Origin of the sequence: Bradyrhizobium sp. PMVTL-01 (assembly GCF_051861855.1) — a bacterium.
In the GTDB taxonomy this organism is placed as follows: domain Bacteria; phylum Pseudomonadota; class Alphaproteobacteria; order Rhizobiales; family Xanthobacteraceae; genus Bradyrhizobium.
In genome coordinates this window covers 7,090,283-7,109,731 of sequence record NZ_CP193982.1, presented here as the reverse complement: position 1 = coordinate 7,109,731, position 19,449 = coordinate 7,090,283, and the positions used below count along the sequence as shown (strand labels likewise).

Here is a 19,449-nt window from a genome sequence, read left to right as displayed (position 1 = left end):
ATTCTTTGAATGTATGGATACAGTATATTATTGTATGGATCAGCAAAACGGAAGAGGTGCGGTCATGGCAACCGGTTCAGTCTCTCTCACGAAGGCAATGTGGCGCGGCTTCTTGGGCAGGTGCCCGAACTGCGGCGAAGGGCATATGTTCGGTCGATTCCTGAAGGTGGCCGAGGCTTGCGATCATTGCGGCGAAGAGTTGTTCCACCAGCGCGCGGATGATTTTCCCGCCTATCTGGTGATGGTTGTGGTCGGCCACCTCGTCGTGCCTGCGATCCTCGCAATCGAGACCGCCTACGCGCCGCCGATCTGGCTGCAATTGGCCGTGTGGCTGCCCGTGACGCTGTTCTCGTCGCTCGCGCTGCTGCAGCCGACCAAAGGCGCCATCGTCGGGTTGCAATGGCAGCTCGGCATGCACGGATTCGAGGCGAGCAAGCTGCGGCGCGAGGCCGGGGCGCTCGTCCTCGCAAAAGTGAATACGCGTGCCGCCTGAAGCCGCCGCAGCGTTTACATCGCGCGCGAGGCCGCTACACAGGCCGTCATTCCAGGGCGTGCGCAGCACGGAATCCATTTCTCCTCCGTCTCCGCGGCCCGATGGATTCGGGCTCTCGCTTCGCGAGCCCCGGAACGACAGCCGGGCCGAAATGGTGAGGGGCCCGATGCGCTAGCATCGAACCCCTCGTTGCTTCCTTGGCAAAGATGCGTTTTCTTCACGCGAACCGAAAACACTTCGCTCGAAAACGCTTTAGAATATCAGCCGGCCTGTAAGCCGGGTTCTGTAGGGCACCGCCCGCTTGCGCGAACGATACGTGACGGCCATTCCTCTAGGACCATGTTTGCACATGGCCTCGAGCAACCTACCCGGACGGCGGGCCTGACATCGCCCCGCGGCGTTATCGCTTTCGCGAACAGCCCGCTACGCCGTCCCTATTCGGTTTTGCTCCCGGTGGGGTTTACCATGCCGGCCCCGTTGCCGGCGCCGCGGTGCGCTCTTACCGCACCTTTTCACCCTTACCTGCCTACGCAGCTTGCGCTGCTACGGCACGGCAGGCCCGCGGGCTTGTCGCGCCGAAGCCCAAAGGGCGAAGGCGGGCGGTTCGTTCTCTGTGGCACTTTCCCTGGGGTCACCCCCGCCGGACGTTATCCGGCACCGCATGTCAAGGGAGCCCGGACTTTCCTCCCCGGCGGCCTTTCGGCGCCTGCCGGAGCGGCCGTCCGGCCGACTGACTGATAACGCATGGAGCATTTGTGACGGTTCCGTCAAGCCGGGATCGCCGCGCACGCGTTCTCGAGAATAATTTATCCTGAAGACGTCGTTTGGAGCGCGCCCCGTTCGACTGGAAGTCGGCGACGCAGCCGAACAACAGGAGTGAAGCGATGCAGTATCTGCTGATGATCTACCAGAACGAGGCCGAGTACGCGAAGAACGACGCGGCGACCAGCCAGAAGATGCTGGCCGAATATCAGGCCTTCACCCAAAGCATCATCCAGAGTGGCAATTTCAAGGCCGGTGACCGCCTGCGGCCGACCACGACCGCGACGACCGTCCGCGTGCGCGACGGCAAGACGCTGACGACCGACGGTCCGTTTGCGGAAACGCGCGAGCAGCTCGGCGGCTACTATCTGATCGAGGCGAAGGACCTCGATGCGGCGATCGAGATCGCGGCGCGGATTCCCAGCGCGCGCATCGGCTCGATCGAGGTGCGGCCGATCTGGGTGTACGACAAGTGAAGGCGAAGCCGCGCATCGACGCATGACTCCGAGCGAGATCGAAATCATCTTCCGGGACGAGGCGGGGCGGGCGCTGGCAACGCTGATCCGCCTCGTCGGCGATTTCGATCTTGCCGAGGACGCGCTGCAGGACGCGTTTGCGGTGGCGCTGGAGCGCTGGTCGGCGTGCGAGATCCCTGACAATCCCCGCGCTTGGCTGGTCAATGTCGCCCGCAACAAGGCGATCGATCGCATCCGCCGCCGGGCTGTCTTCCGCGGCAAGCAGCCGGCGCTGGTGCATGAGCTCGAGCTGAACGCGCTGGGCCCGGACGAGCCGCCGGCAACGCTCGACGACGACATGCTGCGCCTGATCTTCACCTGCTGCCATCCCGCCTTCGCACCCGAGGTCCAGGTCGCGCTGACGCTGCGCACCGTCTGTGGGCTCTCGACGGCGCAGGTCGCGCGCGCCTTCCTCGTCGGCGAGGAGGCGATGGCGCAGCGCCTGGTCCGCGCCAAGCAGAAGATCAGGCTCGCCGGCATTCCCTACGAGGTGCCCGAGCGTGAGGCGCTGGCGCCGCGGCTCGATGGCGTGCTCGCCGTGATCTATCTCGTCTTCACTGAAGGCTATGTCGCAACTTCAGGCGCGGATCTGATGCGGCCGGATCTCGCCGTCGAAGCCATCCGGCTCGGCCGCCTGCTCGACCGGCTGATGCCCGGTCGCGGCGGCGTGAAGGGCCTGCTCGCCCTGATGCTGCTGCATGATGCGCGCCGCGCCGGGCGCGAGACGTCGGCCGGCGACATCGTGCTGCTCGAAGAGCAGGATCGCACGCTCTGGGATCGCGCGCAGATCGAGGAAGGGTTGAGTCTGGTCGATGAGGCGCTGCGCATGCCCGGCCGGCCGCAAGCCTATGCGGTGCAGGCCGCGATCGCGGCGCTGCATGCGCGCGCGCCGAGTTTCGAGTCGACCGACTGGCCGCAGATTGCCGGGCTGTACGAGGTGCTGCTGCGCATCAATCCGTCGCCGGTGATCGAGCTGAACCACGCCGCGGCCGTGTCCATGGTCGACGGTCCTGAGCGTGCGCTCGATCTCGTCGATGCGATCACGGCGCGCGGCGGACTCAATGGGTATGAGCTGCTGCCCGCGGTGCGCGCGGATCTGTTGCGGCGGTTAGGGCGGACAGAGGAGGCGATGGCCGCGTATGTCGCGGCTACGGCTGCGACGCAGCTGGAGCCGTTGCGGAGGCTCTACGCGCGGCGAATGAGGGAGATGGGGTAGCTGTCGCCACACACTCCGTCATTGCGAGCGCAGCGAAGCAATCCAGACTGCCTCTGCAGAGACAGTCTGGATTGCTTCGTCGCAAGAGCTCCTCGCAATGACGGAGGATGTGGCAGACACGCCGTCACTTCGACGCGATTGTCGTCCCGTCCTGCGGCAGGCTCGCCAGCAGCGCCTGCAAGGTCGACAGCGTGGAATGATCCGCAACACCGTCGAGCCGCGCCGGACGGAAATGGCGCTGGAAGGCGGTGACGACCTCCATGGTCGCGGCGTCGTATTTGCCGTTGAGGGGAACGCCATAGCCGTACTTTGCGAGCGCCTGCTGCATGCTCAGCACCGCATCGCTGATGGTGCCGAGCATCAGGGTCTCGCCGCGCATGACCGGTGCGGGCGTGACCCAGTGACCGACGCCGGAATTGGCCAGCGAATGCCACGGAAACTTTTCGCCGGGATCCTTCTTGCGCGCGGGGGCGACGTCGGAATGGCCGAGCACCCGGTGCGCCGGTACCTTGCGGCGAAGCATGATGCCACGGCACAGCGCGATCACGGCCGCGATCTGGCGCAGCGGAAACTCCGGATAGCCCCAGTCGTGACCGCGATTGACGATCTCGATGCCGATCGAGCAGGAATTGACGTCGTCCTCGCCGGCCCAGGACGAGACGCCGGCGTGCCAGGCGCGCTTGGCCTCGGGTACGCATTGCACGATGCGGCCGTCCTCCAGCACGACATAATGCGCCGACACTTCCGTGCCCGCCGTGCACAGCCGCGCCAGCGCGCCTTCGACGTCGGGCATGCCGGTGTAGTGCAGCACGATCATGTCCGGCTGCCGACCCTCGTTGCGCTCGCCATAATTCGGCGAGGGGATGATGTCGGAGACGATCGAGGAATCCGGCTCGAACGTGCGCATGTTGGCCGCGGCCTTGGGAACCGGGAGGACGCGCTGACGCTTCGAATCAGATCCAGACGGCGAACCGGGCGACATAAGCAGCTCAAGTCGGAACAGGAGAGTGGGCGGAGCCCGTCTCTTTACTATTCCTTTACCCTCCGCCGAGCGCAATCGCGCGACGCGGTTAACGGATGCATTTTGAACAGGGTGTGTGGATGAGGCATCACCACCGCCTCGCCATTTCGACTTGTCACGAGCCGATCAACGCTTTCTTAACGCTAAGGGCCGTTACTGAGGGACGAAAGAGCCGACCCGCGTCCGGAGGCGGCCAAAGCGTATTTGGCTCGAAATCCCATGGCTGCCCGACAAATTCCGCTGGGAACTCTGGGTTTGGCGCTTGGGACCACCGGGCTCGGTAACCATGTTGGACTGGGGCCTGGTCGTGGAACCGCCGCGACGCGGAATCATTCGAGGCGTTATGGGCTGGTTCGCCACCGATCTGTCACGGTCGTTCGGCAGGTGCGGCGCATGAGTTCCGCTCCTCACATTCCCGTGCTTGGCCGCGAAGCGATCGAACATCTCGCGCCGCGCGCAGGCGGCATCTATGTCGACGCCACCTTCGGCGCCGGGGGCTACAGCCGCGCCATCCTCGACATCCCGGGAACCCGGCTGATCGCGATCGATCGTGATCGCACCGCGATCGCAGGCGGCGCCGAGCTTGTCGCGCGCGCCGCGGGACGGCTGACGCTGGTCGAGGACCGCTTCTCCAACCTCGCCGAAGTTTGTGCCGCGCAAGGCGTCGATGGCGTGGACGGCGTCGTGATGGATGTCGGGGTGTCCTCGATGCAGCTCGATCAGGCCGGCCGCGGCTTCTCGTTCCGTCTCGACGGTCCGCTCGACATGCGCATGGCGCAGACGGGTCCGACCGCGGCCGACGTGGTCGCGCGTGCCTCCGAAGGCGACCTCGCCGACATCATCTATCAGCTGGGTGAGGAGCGGCAGTCGCGCCGCATCGCCCGTGCCATCGTCGCCGACCGGCAGGAGACCCCGTTCACGACCACGCGCGCGCTCGCCGATCTCATCGGCAGGATCGTGCGTTCCAAGCCCGGCGACATCCATCCCGCGACGCGGACGTTCCAGGCCCTGCGCATCTTCGTCAACGAGGAGCTGGACGAGCTTCGGGCCGCGCTCGCCGCCGCGGAGCGCGTGCTCAAGCCCGGCGGCCGTCTCGTCGTCGTCTCGTTCCATTCGCTGGAAGACCGCATCGTCAAGAATTTGCTCGGCGAACGCTCGAAGAGCGGCGGCGGCTCGCGGCATCTGCCCGAGCTGGCGCAAGCTGCGCCGAGCTTCCAGTTGCTGACCCGACGCCCCGTGGTTGCGGGCGAAGAAGAAGTGGCGAACAATCCGCGCGCGCGTTCCGCCAAGCTGCGTGCCGCGGAGCGCACGAATGCGCCCGCGCATGATGAGGGCGAGCAATCGTCCTGGCCAAGACTCTCCGACGTGATGAGAGGAGGCTAGAGCATGCGCATCATCCACCTCCTCGTCATCGGCGCGCTGATCTTCGCGGCGGCCTATGTCTACCGGATCAAGATGGACTCCACCGCGCGCACCGAGAAAGTGCTGCGGCTGCATGCGGAGATCCGCGAGCAGCGCGACGCGATCGCTTCGCTCCGCTCCGAATGGGCCAAGCTCGATGCGCCGCAGCGCCTGCAAGGGCTCGCCGAGCGCCATCTGCCGCTCAAGCCGGTCAACGGCACGCAATATGACTCGCTGAAGAACCTGCCCGAGCGTCCGCCGCGGATGTTCAGGCCCGGCGAGCCCGACCCGATCGGGGCCATGCTCAACACCATCGAAGCTGCGAGCGATCCTGACACCGTGACGGGCTCCGTGCCTCAGTCCGAGGGCAAGCAATGAGACCGGCAACGCCTGCGAAACCGACCGAACCGTGGCGGCAGCGGCTGATCCGCAGCCTGCTCTACGGGCGCAACGTGGATCGCGCCGCCAAGGCGCGGGCGCGAGTCGGCCTTGCGATGCTCGCCTTCGCCTCGGTCTACGTCCTGATCGGCGGCCGGCTCGTGATGTTCGCGATCGGTGCCGACGCGCACAGCGCGCGCCGCGCGGCGTCGCAGGAGGTGGTCGCGACCGCGCGGCCCGACATCGTCGACCGCAACGGCGCGATCCTCGCCACCGACGTCAAGGCCTCGAGCCTGTTCGGCGAGCCGCGCCGCATCATCGACAAGGACGAGGCGATCGAGCTTCTGACCGCGACCGTGCCCGACCTCGACGAGGCCGAGGTGCGCGAGCGCCTGAAGACGCGCAAGGGCTTCGTCTGGCTGAAGCGCGAGGTCACGGCAAAGCAGCAGCAGGACATCCACAAGCTCGGCATTCCCGGCATCGGCTTCCTGCGCGAGAACAAGCGCGTCTATCCGACCGGCAACGAGGTCGCCCACCTCATCGGTCTCGTCAACATCGACAACCAGGGCATCGCCGGCATGGAGAAGTGGCTCGACAATCAGGGCCTCGCCGATCTCCACCGCGCGGGATTTGCCACCGACCGGCTGCAGAAGCCGATCGAGCTCTCGATCGATCTGCGCGTCGAGCACGCGCTGCGCGACGAGCTGCTCAAGGCCAAGGACAAGTTCCACGCCAAGGCCGCCTCCGGCATCGTCTCCAACGTCAAGACCGGCGAGATCGTGGCGATGGTCTCGCTGCCGGACTTCGATCCCAACAACCCGAAGGAAGCGCACGATCCCGACCGCATCAACCGCCTCACCACAGGCGTCTACGAGATGGGCTCGACCTTCAAGGCGTTCACGCTGGCGATGGCGCTCGACTCCGGCAAGATCAATTTGAACTCGTCGTGGGATGCACGCGGAAACCTGCACTACGGCAAGTTCACCATCCATGACAGCCACCCGCTCGGGCGCTTCATCAACACCAAGGAAGTGTTCACCTACTCGTCGAACATCGGCGCCGCGCGGATCGCGCTCGGCCAGGGCGTCGAGGCGCACAAGGCGTTCCTCGCCAAGATGGGCCAGCTGACGCGGCTGCGCACCGAGCTGCCGGAGAGCGCGGCGCCGCTGATCCCGCGCCGCTGGGGCGAACTGAACACGGTGACCATCGCGTTCGGCCAGGGCATGTCGGTCGCGCCGCTGCAGGCCGTGATGGGCATCAACGCGCTGGTGAACGGGGGCTATCTGATTCCGCCGACCTTCATGAAGCGCAGCCCGGAGGAAGCGGCTGCGATGGCCAGGCGCGTCATCAAGCAAGAGACCAGCGACAAGATGCGGTTCCTGATGCGGCTCAATGCCGAGGTCGGGTCGGCGCGGCAGGCCGACGTGAAGGGCTATTATGTGGGCGGCAAAACCGGCACATCCGAGAAGGTCATCAACGGCCGATACGCCAAGAAGCGCGTGCTGAACTCCTTCACCGCGATCATGCCCTGCGACGATCCGAAATACCAGGTTCTGGTGATGCTCGATGAGCCGCAGGCGCTGCCCGAGACCCACGGTTTCATCACGTCGGGTTGGAACGCCGTGCCGACCGGCGGCAAGGTGATCGAGCGGATCGCCCCACTTTTGGGCCTCGAGCCGCGGTTCGACCTTTCGCCTGCGGAGCGCCTTATTCTTGCGGCATCCAGGACAACCCAGTAATCAACCGGGTGGGCCGCTGCCGCTGCCGCTGCGATTCGGCTTTCCGGCACGGCATGTCGACTGGAAGACCATGAAGCTGCGCGAACTTCTCAGCAATGATGCCGCGATCGAGCCCGCTGTCGCGGCGCTCGAGGTGACCGGCGTTGCGCTCGACAGCCGCGCGGTCAAGCCCGGCGACCTCTTCTTCGCGCTCGCGGGCAGCAAGACCGATGGCGCCCGCTTCATCGATGCCGCAATTGGCGCAGGTGCGGTCGCGGTGGTCGGCGAGCACGCGCCTGATACCTGCAAGGTGCCATTCGTCGCCCTCGCCAATCCGCGCCGTGGGCTTGCGCTGGCGGCCGCAAAGTTGTTCCCGGCGCAGCCTGCGACCATTGCCGCGGTGACCGGCACCAGCGGCAAGACCTCGGTCGCGGCGTTCACCCGTCAGATCTGGGAGCGGCTCGGGCAAGCCTCGGCCAGCATCGGAACCATTGGTCTCGTCTCCCCGAAACGCACCGTCTATGGCTCGCTGACGACGCCGGATCCGATCGCGCTGCACCGGCAGTTAGATGAGATCGCGCGCGAAGGCGTCACGCATCTCGCCTTCGAGGCGTCCTCGCACGGGCTCGACCAATATCGCCTCGACGGCGTGCGCGTCTCCGCCGGCGGCTTCACCAATCTCTCGCGCGACCACATGGATTATCATCCGACCGTCGCGCATTACCTCGCCGCAAAGCTCCGCCTGTTCCGCGAACTGGTGCCGCCTGATGGTGCTGCCGTGATCTCGGCGGATCATGGTTGTTCGGCGGAGGCGATCGATGCCGCGACCTCGCGCGGGCTGCGCGTGATGGCGGTCGGGCGCAACGGCGATGGGACAGGCGAGGGCATTCGTCTCACCGCGGCCGTGGTCGAGGGTTTCTCGCAAAAGCTGACGGTCGAGCATCGCGGCAAGGGATACGCGATCCGGCTGCCGCTGGTCGGTGAGTTCCAGATCGAGAACGCGTTGGTCTCGGCCGGTCTGGCCATCGGCACCGGCAGCGATGCCGCAAACGTGTTTGCCAGCCTCGAGCATCTGGAAGGCGCCAAGGGCCGGCTCGAGCGCGTCGGCGAGCGCAACGGCGCGCCGATCTTCGTCGACTATGCGCACAAGCCCGATGCGCTGGCGAAGGCGCTGCAGGCGCTGCGGCCCTATGCGAAGCGCAGGCTGGTCGTCGTGTTCGGCGCCGGCGGCGACCGCGATGTCGGCAAGCGTCCGATCATGGGCGAGATCGCGGCGGAGAACGCCGACGGCGTCATCATCACCGACGACAATCCGCGCAGCGAGAAGCCGGAAGCGATCCGCGCCGCGATCCTTGCCACAGCGAAGGGCGCGCGCGAGATCGGCGACCGCGCCGAGGCCATTCGCGTCGCGATCGAGGAGCTGGAAGAGGGCGATGCGTTGCTCATCGCCGGCAAGGGACACGAGACCGGACAGATCGTCGGCAGCGAAGTGCTGCCCTTCAGTGATCACGAGGCGGTCGCCGCCGCACTAGCGTCGAGGGTTGCATGAGCGCGCCAATATGGACGGTTGCCGAGGTCGCGCGTGCGCTGGGCGCCGCCGGATCGTTTCCGGACACGCCGATCGACTTCGTCACCCAGGACAGCCGGCTGGTGAAGCCGGGCAGCCTCTTCGTCGCCCTCAGCGGCACGCCGAGCGGCGGCTTCATCTCGGCCTTCGCCAGCGCGCGCGACGGCTGGGAGTTCGCCGACAAGGCGGAAGCCGCAGGCGCGGTCGCGATGATCGTGCCGCACGAGCTCGCGGGCATCCGCATTCCCCAGATCGTCGTGAAGGACACGCTGATCGACGGTCTCTGGGGCCTCGCGCGCGCCGCACGCGTGCGCTTTAAGGGGCCGGTGATCGGCCTCACCGGCAGCGCCGGCAAGACCAGCACCAAGGAATTCCTGGCGGCCTATCCGAACGCCTATGCCAGCCCGTCCAGCTTCAACAATTTCTGGGGCGTGCCGCTGACGCTGTGCAATGCGAAGGCAGACGCCAGCCTGTGGGTCGTCGAGATGGGCATGAACCAGCCAGGTGAAATCGCGCGGCTCAGCGAACTCACGCGGCCGACGGTCGCGCTGGTCGTCAACGTTCAGCCGGTGCATCTGGAAAAGCTCGGCTCGCTCGAAGCCATCAGGCGCGAGAAGGTGTCGATCGCCCTCGGCCTGCCCGAGGACGGCGTGCTGGTGCTGCCCGCAGGGATCAAGGCGTCGGAATGGAAGGGCAAGGTGGTGCGCTTCGGCGAGCATTCCGAGGTGCACGAGGTCGCGCACGCGCCGCACGGCGAGAGCTGGCAGGTCGTGGCCATGATCGGCAAGAAGGAGATCGCCTTCAGCCTGACGCCGGGCGCGCCGCACCGCGTCCAGAATGCGCTTGCCGCGCTCGCCTCGATCCGTGCCGCCAACCTCGATCCGGCGACGCTCGCGATCAAGCTCGACCGCGTCGGCATCATGACCGGCCGCGGCGTCGAGCAGGCGGTCGGCGGCATCACCGTGATCGACGACAGTTTCAACGGCAACCCGGCCAGCGTCGCCGCGGCACTGCAGAGCCTTCACGCGCGCCACATGACCGGCGGTCGCCGCATCGCGGTGCTCGGCGACATGCTGGAACTGGGCGATGACGCACCAAGCTACCACACCGGCCTCACCAGGTATCTCGAAGGCATCGACGGCGTCTATTGCGTCGGCCCCCTGATGCGCCACCTCTATGACGCGCTGCCATCGGGAAAGGGCCTCGGCTGGCACGACGATCCCGCCACGCTGAAGCCGGATGAGGTCGCAAGCCTGCTGCAGGCAGGCGATGTCGTGGTTGTCAAGGGCAGCAAGAAGATGTTCTGGGTCAACAAGTTTGTGCCGGGCCTAGTGGCCGCCTTGCAGGCAAAGGCGTAAACTGCTTGGAAGGCGCAGTTCCCAATTCCCTCGTTTGCGGCACCGTTGTCCCGGAGGTCGCCCGACCCATGATGAAGCGAATTCGCTTGAGGCACGTCGGGGTCAGGAACAAGGCCGCGTGCGAAAGACGCCATAGGACCGTCTGAATGTTTTACTGGCTGATCGAGCTCTCCAATACATTTCCGAGCCTGGGTGCGTTTCGCACCCTCCTGAACGTTTTCCGCTATATCACCTTTCGCACGGGCGGTGCGGTCGTCACCGGCGCGCTGTTCGTGTTCCTGTTCGGGCCGTGGATCATCGACCACTTGCGCATCCGCCAGGGCAAGGGCCAGCCGATCCGCACCGACGGACCGCAATCGCATCTCAGCAAGAAGGGCACGCCCACCATGGGCGGCCTGATGATCCTCTCGGGCCTGACGGTCGGCACCGTGTTGTGGGCCAATCCGCTCAACCCTTACGTCTGGATCGTGCTCGCCGTGACACTCGGCTTCGGCTTCGTCGGCTTCTATGACGATTACCTCAAGGTGACCAAGCAGACCACGACCGGGTTCGGCGGCAAGCTGCGCCTGCTGATCGAGGCGGCGATCGCGCTGGTCGCCTGCTACGCGCTGGTGCGGCTGAACCGCGATCCCGCATCGACCGCGCTGACGATTCCGTTCCTGAAGGACACGGTGCTGCATTTCGGCTGGTTCTTCGTCATCTTCGGTGCCTTCGTCATCGTCGGCGCCGGCAACGCGGTGAACCTCACCGATGGTCTCGACGGACTCGCCATCGTGCCCGTGATGATCGCGACCGCGAGCTTTGCGATGATCGCCTATCTCGCCGGCAACGCCGTGTTCGCCGATTATCTGCAGATCAAATATGTCGCCGGCACCGGCGAGCTCGCGGTGCTCTGTGGTGCGCTGCTGGGGGCCGGCCTCGGCTTCCTCTGGTTCAACGCGCCGCCGGCCTCGATCTTCATGGGCGACACCGGCTCGCTCGCGCTCGGCGGCATGCTGGGTGCGATCGCGGTCGCGGTGAAGCACGAGATCGTGCTTGCGGTGATCGGCGGCCTGTTCGTGCTGGAGGCGGTCTCCGTCATCGTGCAGGTGGTGTCGTTCAAGCTGACGGGCAAGCGCATCTTCCGCATGGCGCCGATCCATCATCATTTCGAGCAGCTCGGCTGGACCGAGCCGCAGATCGTGATCCGGTTCTGGATCATCTCGGTGATGCTGGCGCTCGCCGGCCTCTCGACGCTGAAGCTGCGCTGACGGTACCACGATGATCCCCGTCACATCCTTCGCCGGCAAGACGGTCGCCGTGTTCGGCCTCGGCGGCTCGGGGCTCGCCTCCTGCCATGCTTTGAAAGCGGGCGGTTCCGAGGTGATCGCCGCCGACGACAATGCCGAGAATGTCGCCAAGGCCGCGCAGGCCGGTTTCATCACCGCGGACTTGCGCAACGTCTCCTGGACGAATTTCGCGGCCCTCGTGCTCGCGCCCGGCGTGCCGCTCACCCATCCGGTGCCGCACTGGAGCGTGCTGAAGGCGCGCGAGGCCGGCGTCGAGGTCATTGGCGACATCGAGCTGTTCTGCCGGGAGCGCCGGCGTCACGCGCCGGATGCGCCGTTCGTCGCCATCACCGGCACCAACGGGAAGTCGACCACGACCGCGCTGATCGCACATCTGACCAAGGTCGCAGGATATGACACCCAGATGGGCGGCAATATCGGGACCGCGATCCTGTCGCTGGAGCCGCCGCGCATGGGCCGAGTCCACGTCATCGAGATGTCGTCCTACCAGATCGACCTCACGCCCTCACTCGATCCCTCCGTCGGCATCCTGCTCAATGTCAGCGAGGACCATATCGATCGTCACGGCACGCTCGCGCATTATGCCGCGGTGAAGGAACGTCTCGTTGCCGGCGTGCAAGCCGGCGGTACCTCGATCGTCGGTGTCGACGACGGCTTTTGCCGCGATGTCGCCGACCGGCTCGATCGCGCCGGCAAGAACGTGGTGCGCATCTCCGTCAAGAATCCGCTCGCGAGCGGCATTTATGTCGAGCACGGCAACATCGTGCGCGCCTCGGGCGGCGCCCGCAGCGAGATCGCCGCGCTCGGCGGCATCGGCTCGCTGCGCGGCCTGCACAATGCGCAGAACGCGGCTTGCGCGGCAGCTGCCGCGCTCGCGATGGGCATCAGCCTCGAGGTCCTGCAAAACGGCCTGCGCAGCTTTCCCGGCCTTGCGCACCGCATGGAGCAGGTCGGCCGCCGCGGCAACGTGCTGTTCGTCAACGATTCCAAGGGCACCAACGCGGACGCCACCGCGCACGCGCTGTCGTCGTTCGCCGATATCTTCTGGATCGCCGGTGGCAAGCCGAAGGCGGGTGGCATCACTGGCCTGACCGGCTTCTTCCCGCGCATCCGAAAAGCCTATCTGATCGGCGAAGCCGCGCAGGAGTTTTCGGCAACGCTCGGCTCAGTCCCGCACGAAATCAGCGAGACCCTGGACGTCGCAGTCGAGCACGCCGCGCGCGATGCGGAAGCCTCAGGACTTGCCGATGCCGTCGTGCTGCTGTCGCCGGCCTGCGCCTCCTTCGACCAGTACCGCAACTTCGAGATCCGCGGTGCCAAGTTCCGCGAAGTCGTGCAGGCGCTGCCGGGTGTGAAGCCGGTGGTGTGAGACGTGTCGGCGCGTCGTTCTCCGCTGTCACCGCCCGGCTTGATCGGGCGGCCCAGAATTCCAGAGACCGAGCTTGAGCCGATGGGCCGCGGCGTACTGGATGCCCGGGTCAAGCCGGGGCATGACGAGCATGTGAGGTGGGTAGCTCGCTCCCATCTCCAAACATCCGCAGTTCCTTAACCCTCCGGTAACCAACCTCGGCGACCAATGGGCGGACCTCTGTCCGAAGGCGGCCGCCCATGCTCTCCCGTGAAGAACGCACCCCCTTTTCCGAGTGGTGGTGGACCGTCGACAAGCCGCTGATGGGCGCCATCCTGGCGCTGATGCTGACCGGCGTGATCCTGTCGCTGGCGGCGAGCCCGCCGGTTGCGACCCGCATCGGGCTCGATCCCTTCCACTTCTTCAGCCGCCACGTGATGTTCCTCCTGCCGTCCTGCCTGGTGCTGCTCGGGGTGTCCTTCCTGTCGCCGCGGTCGATCCGCCGGAGCGCGCTGATCATCTTCGCGATCAGCATCATCCTGATCGTGGTGACGCTCGCGATCGGCCCCGAGGTGAAGGGCTCGCGGCGCTGGATCACGCTGCTCGGCGTCAACATCCAGGCCTCCGAAATCGCAAAGCCGTCCTTCGTCGTCATCGCCGCCTGGCTGTTCGCGGAATCGACCAAGCGGCCGGAGATGCCGGCGACCTCGATGGCGCTGGTGCTGCTGCTGATGCTGGTCTCGCTGCTGGTGATGGAGCCGGATTTCGGCCAGACCATGCTGATCCTGATGGTGTGGGGTTCGCTGTTCTTCATCGCGGGCATGCGCATGATCTGGGTGTTTGGTCTTGCCGGCGCCGCTGCCGCCGGCCTGTTCAGCGCCTATCTGTTCGTCCCGCACGTTGCAGGGCGCATCAAGCGCTTCATGAACCCGGCTTCGGGCGATACCTTCCAGGTCGATACCGCCATGGAGGCCTTCTACAACGGCGGCTGGCTCGGCCTCGGGCCGGGCGAGGGCATTGCCAAGCGCAGCCTGCCGGACAGCCATACGGACTTCGTGTTCGCGGTCGCGGCCGAGGAGTTCGGCATCGTCCTGTGCCTTGCCATGCTGGCGCTGTTCGCCTTCGTCGTCATCCGCACGCTCTCCCGCGCCTATGCCAATGAGGACATGTTCTCCCGCTTCGCGGCGTCCGGCCTTGCGATCCTGTTCGGCGTGCAGGCGGCGATCAACATGTCGGTCAACCTGCAGCTCATCCCCGCCAAGGGCATGACGCTGCCGTTCATCTCCTATGGCGGCTCCTCGATCGTGTCGCTCGCCTATGGCGTCGGCATGATGCTGGCGCTGACGCGGCTGCGCCCGCGCACCGAGGTCGAGGCCAGCGGCCACGCCGAGGCGATGCGCAGTTACGCGTAAGCCGTCATTGCGAGCGCAGCGAAGCAATCCAGGCTGTTCCCGCGGAGGGATTCTGGCTTGCTTCGCTGCGCTCGCAATGACGGCAAAGGCCTTGTAAAAGGGCATTTATGGACACTTCCCCCCTGATTCTTCTCGCCGCGGGTGGCACCGGCGGCCATTTGTTTCCGGCCGAGGCGCTCGGCGTCGAGCTGATCCGGCGCGGCTTTCGCGTCCGCCTCGTCACCGACGAGCGCGCGCTGCGCTACAGCGGACTGTTCAGCAAGGACATGATCGACGTCGTCAGAAGCGAGACCGCGCGCGGCCGCAATCCGTTCCAGCTCGCCTATGCCGGCCTCACCCTCGCCGTCGGCACGCTCTCTGCCTACGGCCTGATCAAGCGATTGAAGCCGGCCGCCGTCGTCGGCTTCGGCGGCTATCCGACGCTGCCGCCGCTGGTCGCGGCAAAATTCGCCGGCGTGCCCGGCATCATCCACGACGCCAATGCGGTGCTCGGTCGTGCCAACCGGTTCCTGTCGGGCCGGGTCCGTGCGATCGCGACGTCCTTGCCTGGCGTGCTGGATCGCGATCCGGCGCTGTCGGCCAAGACGACGACGGTCGGCACGCCGATGCGGCCCGCGATCCTCGCGGCGGCTGCCGTGCAATACACGGCGCCCGAAACCAACGGGCCGCTGCGCCTGCTCGTCGTCGGCGGCAGCCAGGGCGCGCGCATCATGGCTGACATCGTCCCGGGCGCGATCGAGCAGCTCGAGCCTGCGCTGTGGAGCCGTCTCATACTCACCCAGCAGGTGCGCGAAGAGGACATGGCGCGTGTCCGCGCCGTGTACGACAAGCTCAAGATCAAGTTCGAGCTCGCGCCGTTCTTCGCCGACTTGCCCGCGCGGCTCGCCTCCAACCATCTGATCGTGTCGCGCTCCGGCGCCGGCACCGTCGCCGAGCTTGCCGCCATCGGCCGGCCCTCGATCCTGGTGCCGCTGCCGGGCTCGATCGACCAAGACCAGTTCGCCAATGCCGGCGTGCTGGCCAAGGTCGACGGCGCCATCCGCATCCCGCAGACCGAGTTCACCTCCGACCGCCTCGCCGCCGAAATCTCCGGCTTCGCCGCCGAACCCGCGCGCCTTGCCGCCATGGCCGCGGCCGCGAAGGGGGCAGGGCGGCTCGATGCCGCCGAGCGGCTGGCCGATCTGGTGGTCAAGGTCGCGGGAATCTGACGCGAAAAAGCCCTTGTCATGGCCTTCCAAAGCGGGGCATCCAGTAGGAAGGGCGCGCGGCTGATTTGGCCGTGACCTTCGCCAGATGCCGCCTTTCCGGCGGCAAGGTCAGGGAACAGAGCATGAGACTGCCGCGCGAGATCGGACCCATCCACTTCGTCGGGATCGGCGGCATCGGCATGAGCGGCATCGCCGAGGTGCTGGTCAATCTCGGCTATGCCGTGCAGGGCTCGGACGCGTCCGACAATTACAATCTCGACCGCCTGCGCAAGAAGGGCGCGAAAGTCTCGGTCGGCCACAAGGCCGAGAATGTCGACGGCGCCGAGGTCGTCGTCGTCTCCACCGCGATCAAGCGCGACAACCCGGAACTGGTGGCGGCGCGCGAGCGCCGCATTCCCGTGGTGCGCCGCGCCGAAATGCTTGCCGAGCTGATGCGGCTGAAGAGCTGCGTCGCGATCGCCGGCACCCATGGCAAGACCACGACGACCACGATGGTCGCAACGCTGCTCGATGCCGGCGGGCTCGATCCCACCGTGATCAATGGCGGCATCATCAACGCCTATGGCTCCAATGCGCGTCTGGGGGCTGGCGATTGGATGGTGGTCGAAGCCGACGAGAGCGACGGCACGTTCCTGAAGCTGCCGACCGATGTCGCGATCGTCACCAATGTCGATCCCGAGCATCTCGATCACTTCAAGACCTTCGATGCCGTGCAGGACGCGTTCCGGCATTTCGTCGAGAACCTGCCGTTCTACGGCTTTGCCGTGATGTGCATCGACCATCCCGTGGTGCAGAGCCTCGTCGGCAAGATCGAGGATCGCCGCATCATCACCTATGGCGAGAATCCGCAGGCCGATGCGCGGCTCGTCGATCTCACCGCGGGCGGTGGCGGCTCGAAGTTCAGGGTCGTGATCCGTGACCGCAAGACCGGCGCCACCCATGAGATCGCCGACCTCGCGCTGCCGATGCCGGGTCGGCACAACGCCTCGAATGCGACGGCTGCAATTGCGGTCGCTCACGCGCTCGGCGTTTCCGACGACAAGATCCGAAGCGCGATCGCAGGCTTCGGCGGCGTCAAGCGCCGCTTCACCAAGACCGGCGAGTGGAACGGCGTCACCGTGATCGACGATTACGGCCATCATCCCGTGGAGATTGCAGCGGTGCTGAAGGCGGCGCGCGATTCCTACACCGGCAAGGTGATCGCCGTGGTGCAGCCGCATCGCTACACGCGCCTGCAATCGCTGTTCGAGGAATTCTGCACCTGCTTCAACGACGCCGATGCGGTCGTCGTCGCCGACGTCTATGCCGCGGGCGAAGCGCCGATCGACGGCATCGACCGCGATCATTTCGTCGCCGGCCTGCGCGCGCATGGTCATCGCGAGGTGATCCCGCTGCCGGCGGCCCCGGAGCTCGCGGGCATCGTCAAGGGATTGGCGAAATCCGGCGATCTCGTCGTGTGTCTTGGTGCCGGCAACATCACGCAATGGGCGTATGCGCTGCCCGGCGAATTGAAGGCGCTGGGGTGAATCTGATGAAAGACTCGCAGCCAGCCGCACGGCAAACTGCGCTCCCTCCCCCCTCGTGGCGGAGGGCGGGGGAGAGGGGTAGCCACAAACTCCAATCTCGCTTGGGGCTACCCCCCTCCCTGATCCCCCACAACGGGGGAAGGAACGGAGAGAGCGTGCTCTCCTCACTTGAGGACGAGGCATGAGCTTCCCGGACATCACCCCCGCTCTCAAAGCCGCGATGCCTGACCTGCGTGGCCGGCTGCTGGCCAACCAGTCGCTGGCCGAACTCACCTGGTTTCGCGTCGGCGGCCCCGCGCAGGTGCTGTTCACACCGGCGGACGAGGACGATCTCGCCTACTTCCTCGCGCATCTTGCCTCCGACATTCCCGTCTATGTCATCGGCGTCGGCTCCAATCTCATCGTGCGCGATGGCGGCATTGCCGGCGTGGTGATCCGTCTTGCCCCGCGCGCCTTCGGCGAGGCGACCGCGAGCGGTGATATCGTCACCGCAGGCACGGCCGCGCTCGACAAGCGCGTGGCGGAGGTGGCGGCGAGCGCCAATATCGGCGGGCTCGAATTCTTTTTCGGCATTCCCGGCACGATCGGTGGCGCGCTGCGGATGAATGCGGGCGCCAATGGCGGCGAGACCAAGGACGTGCTGATCGAGGCGAGGGGCGTCGATCGTGACGGCACCAAGCACGTCTTCTCCAATGCCGACATGAAGTTCGTGTACCGCAACAGTGGCGTCGATCCCTCCATCATCTTCACCTCCGCGCGCTTTCGCGGCGAGATCAAGGATGCAGAGGCGATCCGCGCGCGCATGGCGGAGGTGCAAAGCCATCGCGAGAGCGCGCAGCCGATCCGCGAGAAGACCGGCGGCTCCACCTTCAAGAATCCACCGGGCCATTCCGCCTGGAAGCTCGTCGACGCCGCCGGCTGCCGCGGCTTGCGCGTCGGCGGCGCGCAGGTGTCCGAGATGCACTGCAACTTCCTGATCAACACCGGCGATGCCACTGCCCAGGACATCGAGACGCTCGGCGAGACCGTGCGCGAACGCGTGAAGGCGAATTCCGGAATTGAGCTGCACTGGGAAATCAAGCGGATCGGGATTTCCGGTTAACCTGGACGAGCGACGAGAGAACATGCGCATCACCATCCTCTTCGGCGGCTCGAACCGCGAGCGTCTGGTTTCGGTCGCCTCGGCGCAGGCGCTGCATCAGGCGCTGCCCGAGGCCGATCTCTGGTGGTGGGACGTCGAGGACAAGGTGCATGTGGTGCAGTCGAAGCAGCTGCTCGAGCATGCGCGTCCGTTCGAGGACGAGTTCAAGCCGGGTACATCGGGCATTCCGCTCGCGCAGGCGCTCGACCGGGCCAAGGCGGAAGATCGCGTGCTCGTGCTCGGCCTGCATGGCGGGCGTGCGGAGAACGGCGAATTGCAGGTGATGTGCGAGGCGCGCGGCGTGCCGTTTACCGGCTCGGGCTCGGCCTCCTCCCATCTCGCCTTCGACAAGATCGCGGCCAAGCGTTTCGCCGCGCTCGGCGGCGTCACGCCGCCGGCCAACGTGGCGCTCCACGACATCGACGAGGCCTTCGCCGAATATGGCAGGCTGATCGCAAAGCCGGCGCGCGACGGATCGAGCTATGGCCTGATTTTCGTCAATGCGAAGCAGGACCTCGTCGCGGTCCGCAACGCGGCGAAGCAGGAAGAGTACGTGATCGAGCCCTACATCGCCGGCGTCGAGGCAACCTGTGGCGTGCTGGAGCGCACCGATGGCTCGATCATCGCGCTGCCGCCGATCGAGATCATTCCGGGCGAGGGCAGCTTCGATTACGCGGCAAAATATCTTTTGAAGTCGACCCAGGAGATCTGTCCCGGCCGCTTTTCGCCGGAGATCACCGCGGCGCTGAGGGAGCAGGCGATGCTGGCGCACCGGGCGATGTCCTGCACCGGCTATTCCCGCTCGGACTTCATCGTCTCGGAGAGAGGCCTCGTCTACCTCGAGACCAACACGCTGCCCGGGCTGACCAAGTCCTCGCTCTACCCCAAGGCGCTGAAAGCCGAGGGCATCGAATTCGTCGACTTCCTGCACGGGCTGGTCGAGCTCGCCGGGCGGGCCGTGCGGAAATAATTAGGACTGGTTAACGGCCGAGCGGGCGAAACGGCCCGGTTTCGGGTCCAAATCCGGTAAAATGCCGGACATCGCGGCATAAATGCCTCACATGGCTGGGCAAAAAGCGTCCCGCGTTAACGAATT

At 66.1% G+C, this 19,449-nt stretch carries 16 protein-coding genes and 1 other RNA gene; 15 read left to right on the top strand and 2 right to left on the bottom strand.

The genetic code is table 11. The annotated features are described in order from the left end of the window. The first annotated feature begins 64 nt into the window (after positions 1 to 64). Positions 65 to 493: a DUF983 domain-containing protein gene (locus tag ACRQ5Q_RS34285; RefSeq protein ID WP_439394344.1), complete on the top strand. Its 429-nt coding sequence runs from the start codon at positions 65 to 67 to the stop codon at positions 491 to 493. A 256-nt stretch (positions 494 to 749) separates the two neighbouring features. On the opposite strand, the gene rnpB is transcribed toward ACRQ5Q_RS34285, so the two are convergent. Beyond that, an RNA gene (gene rnpB / locus ACRQ5Q_RS34280) (RNase P RNA component class A) lies at positions 750 to 1,227 on the bottom strand. A gap of 150 nt (positions 1,228 to 1,377) precedes the next feature. Between rnpB and ACRQ5Q_RS34275 the strand changes: the two genes are divergently transcribed. Both ACRQ5Q_RS34275 and ACRQ5Q_RS34270 read left to right on the top strand, forming a co-directional pair. After that, a complete protein-coding gene (locus ACRQ5Q_RS34275) occupies positions 1,378 to 1,731 on the top strand; it encodes a YciI family protein (RefSeq protein WP_439375673.1) in 354 nt (117 codons plus the stop codon). A 22-nt stretch (positions 1,732 to 1,753) separates the two neighbouring features. Next, positions 1,754 to 2,986: an RNA polymerase sigma factor gene (locus ACRQ5Q_RS34270; RefSeq protein WP_439370042.1), complete on the top strand. Its 1,233-nt coding sequence runs from the start codon at positions 1,754 to 1,756 to the stop codon at positions 2,984 to 2,986. A 124-nt stretch (positions 2,987 to 3,110) separates the two neighbouring features. Here ACRQ5Q_RS34270 and ACRQ5Q_RS34265 read toward each other — a convergent pair whose 3' ends face one another. Continuing rightward, positions 3,111 to 3,893, bottom strand: a complete 783-nt coding sequence (locus ACRQ5Q_RS34265) for an N-acetylmuramoyl-L-alanine amidase (RefSeq protein WP_439370041.1) — start codon at positions 3,891 to 3,893, stop codon at positions 3,111 to 3,113. A 507-nt stretch (positions 3,894 to 4,400) separates the two neighbouring features. Here ACRQ5Q_RS34265 and rsmH point away from each other — a divergent pair. The 12 genes from rsmH (at position 4,401) to ACRQ5Q_RS34205 (ending at position 19,323) form a co-directional block, all read left to right on the top strand. Next, entirely contained in the window at positions 4,401 to 5,390 is a 990-nt protein-coding gene (rsmH, locus tag ACRQ5Q_RS34260) for a 16S rRNA (cytosine(1402)-N(4))-methyltransferase RsmH (protein WP_439370040.1), read from the top strand. 3 nt (positions 5,391 to 5,393) lie between these two features. Then, a complete protein-coding gene (gene ftsL / locus ACRQ5Q_RS34255; protein ID WP_439370039.1) occupies positions 5,394 to 5,786 on the top strand; it encodes a cell division protein FtsL in 393 nt (130 codons plus the stop codon). After that, on the top strand, positions 5,783 to 7,525 hold the full coding sequence (locus ACRQ5Q_RS34250; protein WP_439370038.1) for a peptidoglycan D,D-transpeptidase FtsI family protein: 1,743 nt from the start codon (positions 5,783 to 5,785) through the stop codon (positions 7,523 to 7,525). The genes ftsL and ACRQ5Q_RS34250 overlap by 4 nt, the downstream gene beginning before the upstream one ends. 70 nt (positions 7,526 to 7,595) lie before the next feature. Then, positions 7,596 to 9,053 carry a UDP-N-acetylmuramoyl-L-alanyl-D-glutamate--2,6-diaminopimelate ligase gene (locus ACRQ5Q_RS34245; protein WP_439370037.1) on the top strand — a complete coding sequence of 486 codons (1,458 nt, stop codon included), beginning with the start codon at positions 7,596 to 7,598 and terminating at the stop codon, positions 9,051 to 9,053. Next, positions 9,050 to 10,429 (top strand): UDP-N-acetylmuramoyl-tripeptide--D-alanyl-D-alanine ligase, encoded by a 1,380-nt coding sequence (locus ACRQ5Q_RS34240; RefSeq protein WP_439370036.1) that lies wholly within the window; start codon positions 9,050 to 9,052, stop codon positions 10,427 to 10,429. The genes ACRQ5Q_RS34245 and ACRQ5Q_RS34240 overlap by 4 nt, the downstream gene beginning before the upstream one ends. A 146-nt stretch (positions 10,430 to 10,575) precedes the next feature. Continuing rightward, a complete protein-coding gene (gene mraY / locus ACRQ5Q_RS34235) occupies positions 10,576 to 11,679 on the top strand; it encodes a phospho-N-acetylmuramoyl-pentapeptide-transferase (RefSeq protein WP_130365024.1) in 1,104 nt (367 codons plus the stop codon). 10 nt (positions 11,680 to 11,689) lie between these two features. After that, a complete protein-coding gene (gene murD / locus ACRQ5Q_RS34230; protein WP_439370033.1) occupies positions 11,690 to 13,087 on the top strand; it encodes a UDP-N-acetylmuramoyl-L-alanine--D-glutamate ligase in 1,398 nt (465 codons plus the stop codon). Positions 13,088 to 13,326: 239 nt separating this feature from the next. Further along, positions 13,327 to 14,478, top strand: coding sequence for a putative lipid II flippase FtsW (gene ftsW / locus ACRQ5Q_RS34225; RefSeq protein WP_439370031.1), 1,152 nt, complete (start codon positions 13,327 to 13,329; stop codon positions 14,476 to 14,478). Positions 14,479 to 14,585: 107 nt separating this feature from the next. Further along, positions 14,586 to 15,686 (top strand): undecaprenyldiphospho-muramoylpentapeptide beta-N-acetylglucosaminyltransferase, encoded by a 1,101-nt coding sequence (murG, locus tag ACRQ5Q_RS34220; protein WP_439370029.1) that lies wholly within the window; start codon positions 14,586 to 14,588, stop codon positions 15,684 to 15,686. 122 nt (positions 15,687 to 15,808) lie between these two features. After that, the gene (gene murC / locus ACRQ5Q_RS34215) at positions 15,809 to 17,212 is read left to right on the top strand and encodes a UDP-N-acetylmuramate--L-alanine ligase (protein ID WP_439370027.1); all 1,404 of its coding nucleotides are present in this window, start codon (positions 15,809 to 15,811) and stop codon (positions 17,210 to 17,212) included. Positions 17,213 to 17,393: 181 nt separating this feature from the next. Beyond that, the gene (gene murB, locus ACRQ5Q_RS34210; RefSeq protein WP_439394343.1) at positions 17,394 to 18,314 is read left to right on the top strand and encodes a UDP-N-acetylmuramate dehydrogenase; all 921 of its coding nucleotides are present in this window, start codon (positions 17,394 to 17,396) and stop codon (positions 18,312 to 18,314) included. A 22-nt stretch (positions 18,315 to 18,336) separates the two neighbouring features. After that, entirely contained in the window at positions 18,337 to 19,323 is a 987-nt protein-coding gene (locus tag ACRQ5Q_RS34205; RefSeq protein ID WP_439370024.1) for a D-alanine--D-alanine ligase family protein, read from the top strand. The last annotated feature ends 126 nt before the right edge of the window (positions 19,324 to 19,449 follow it).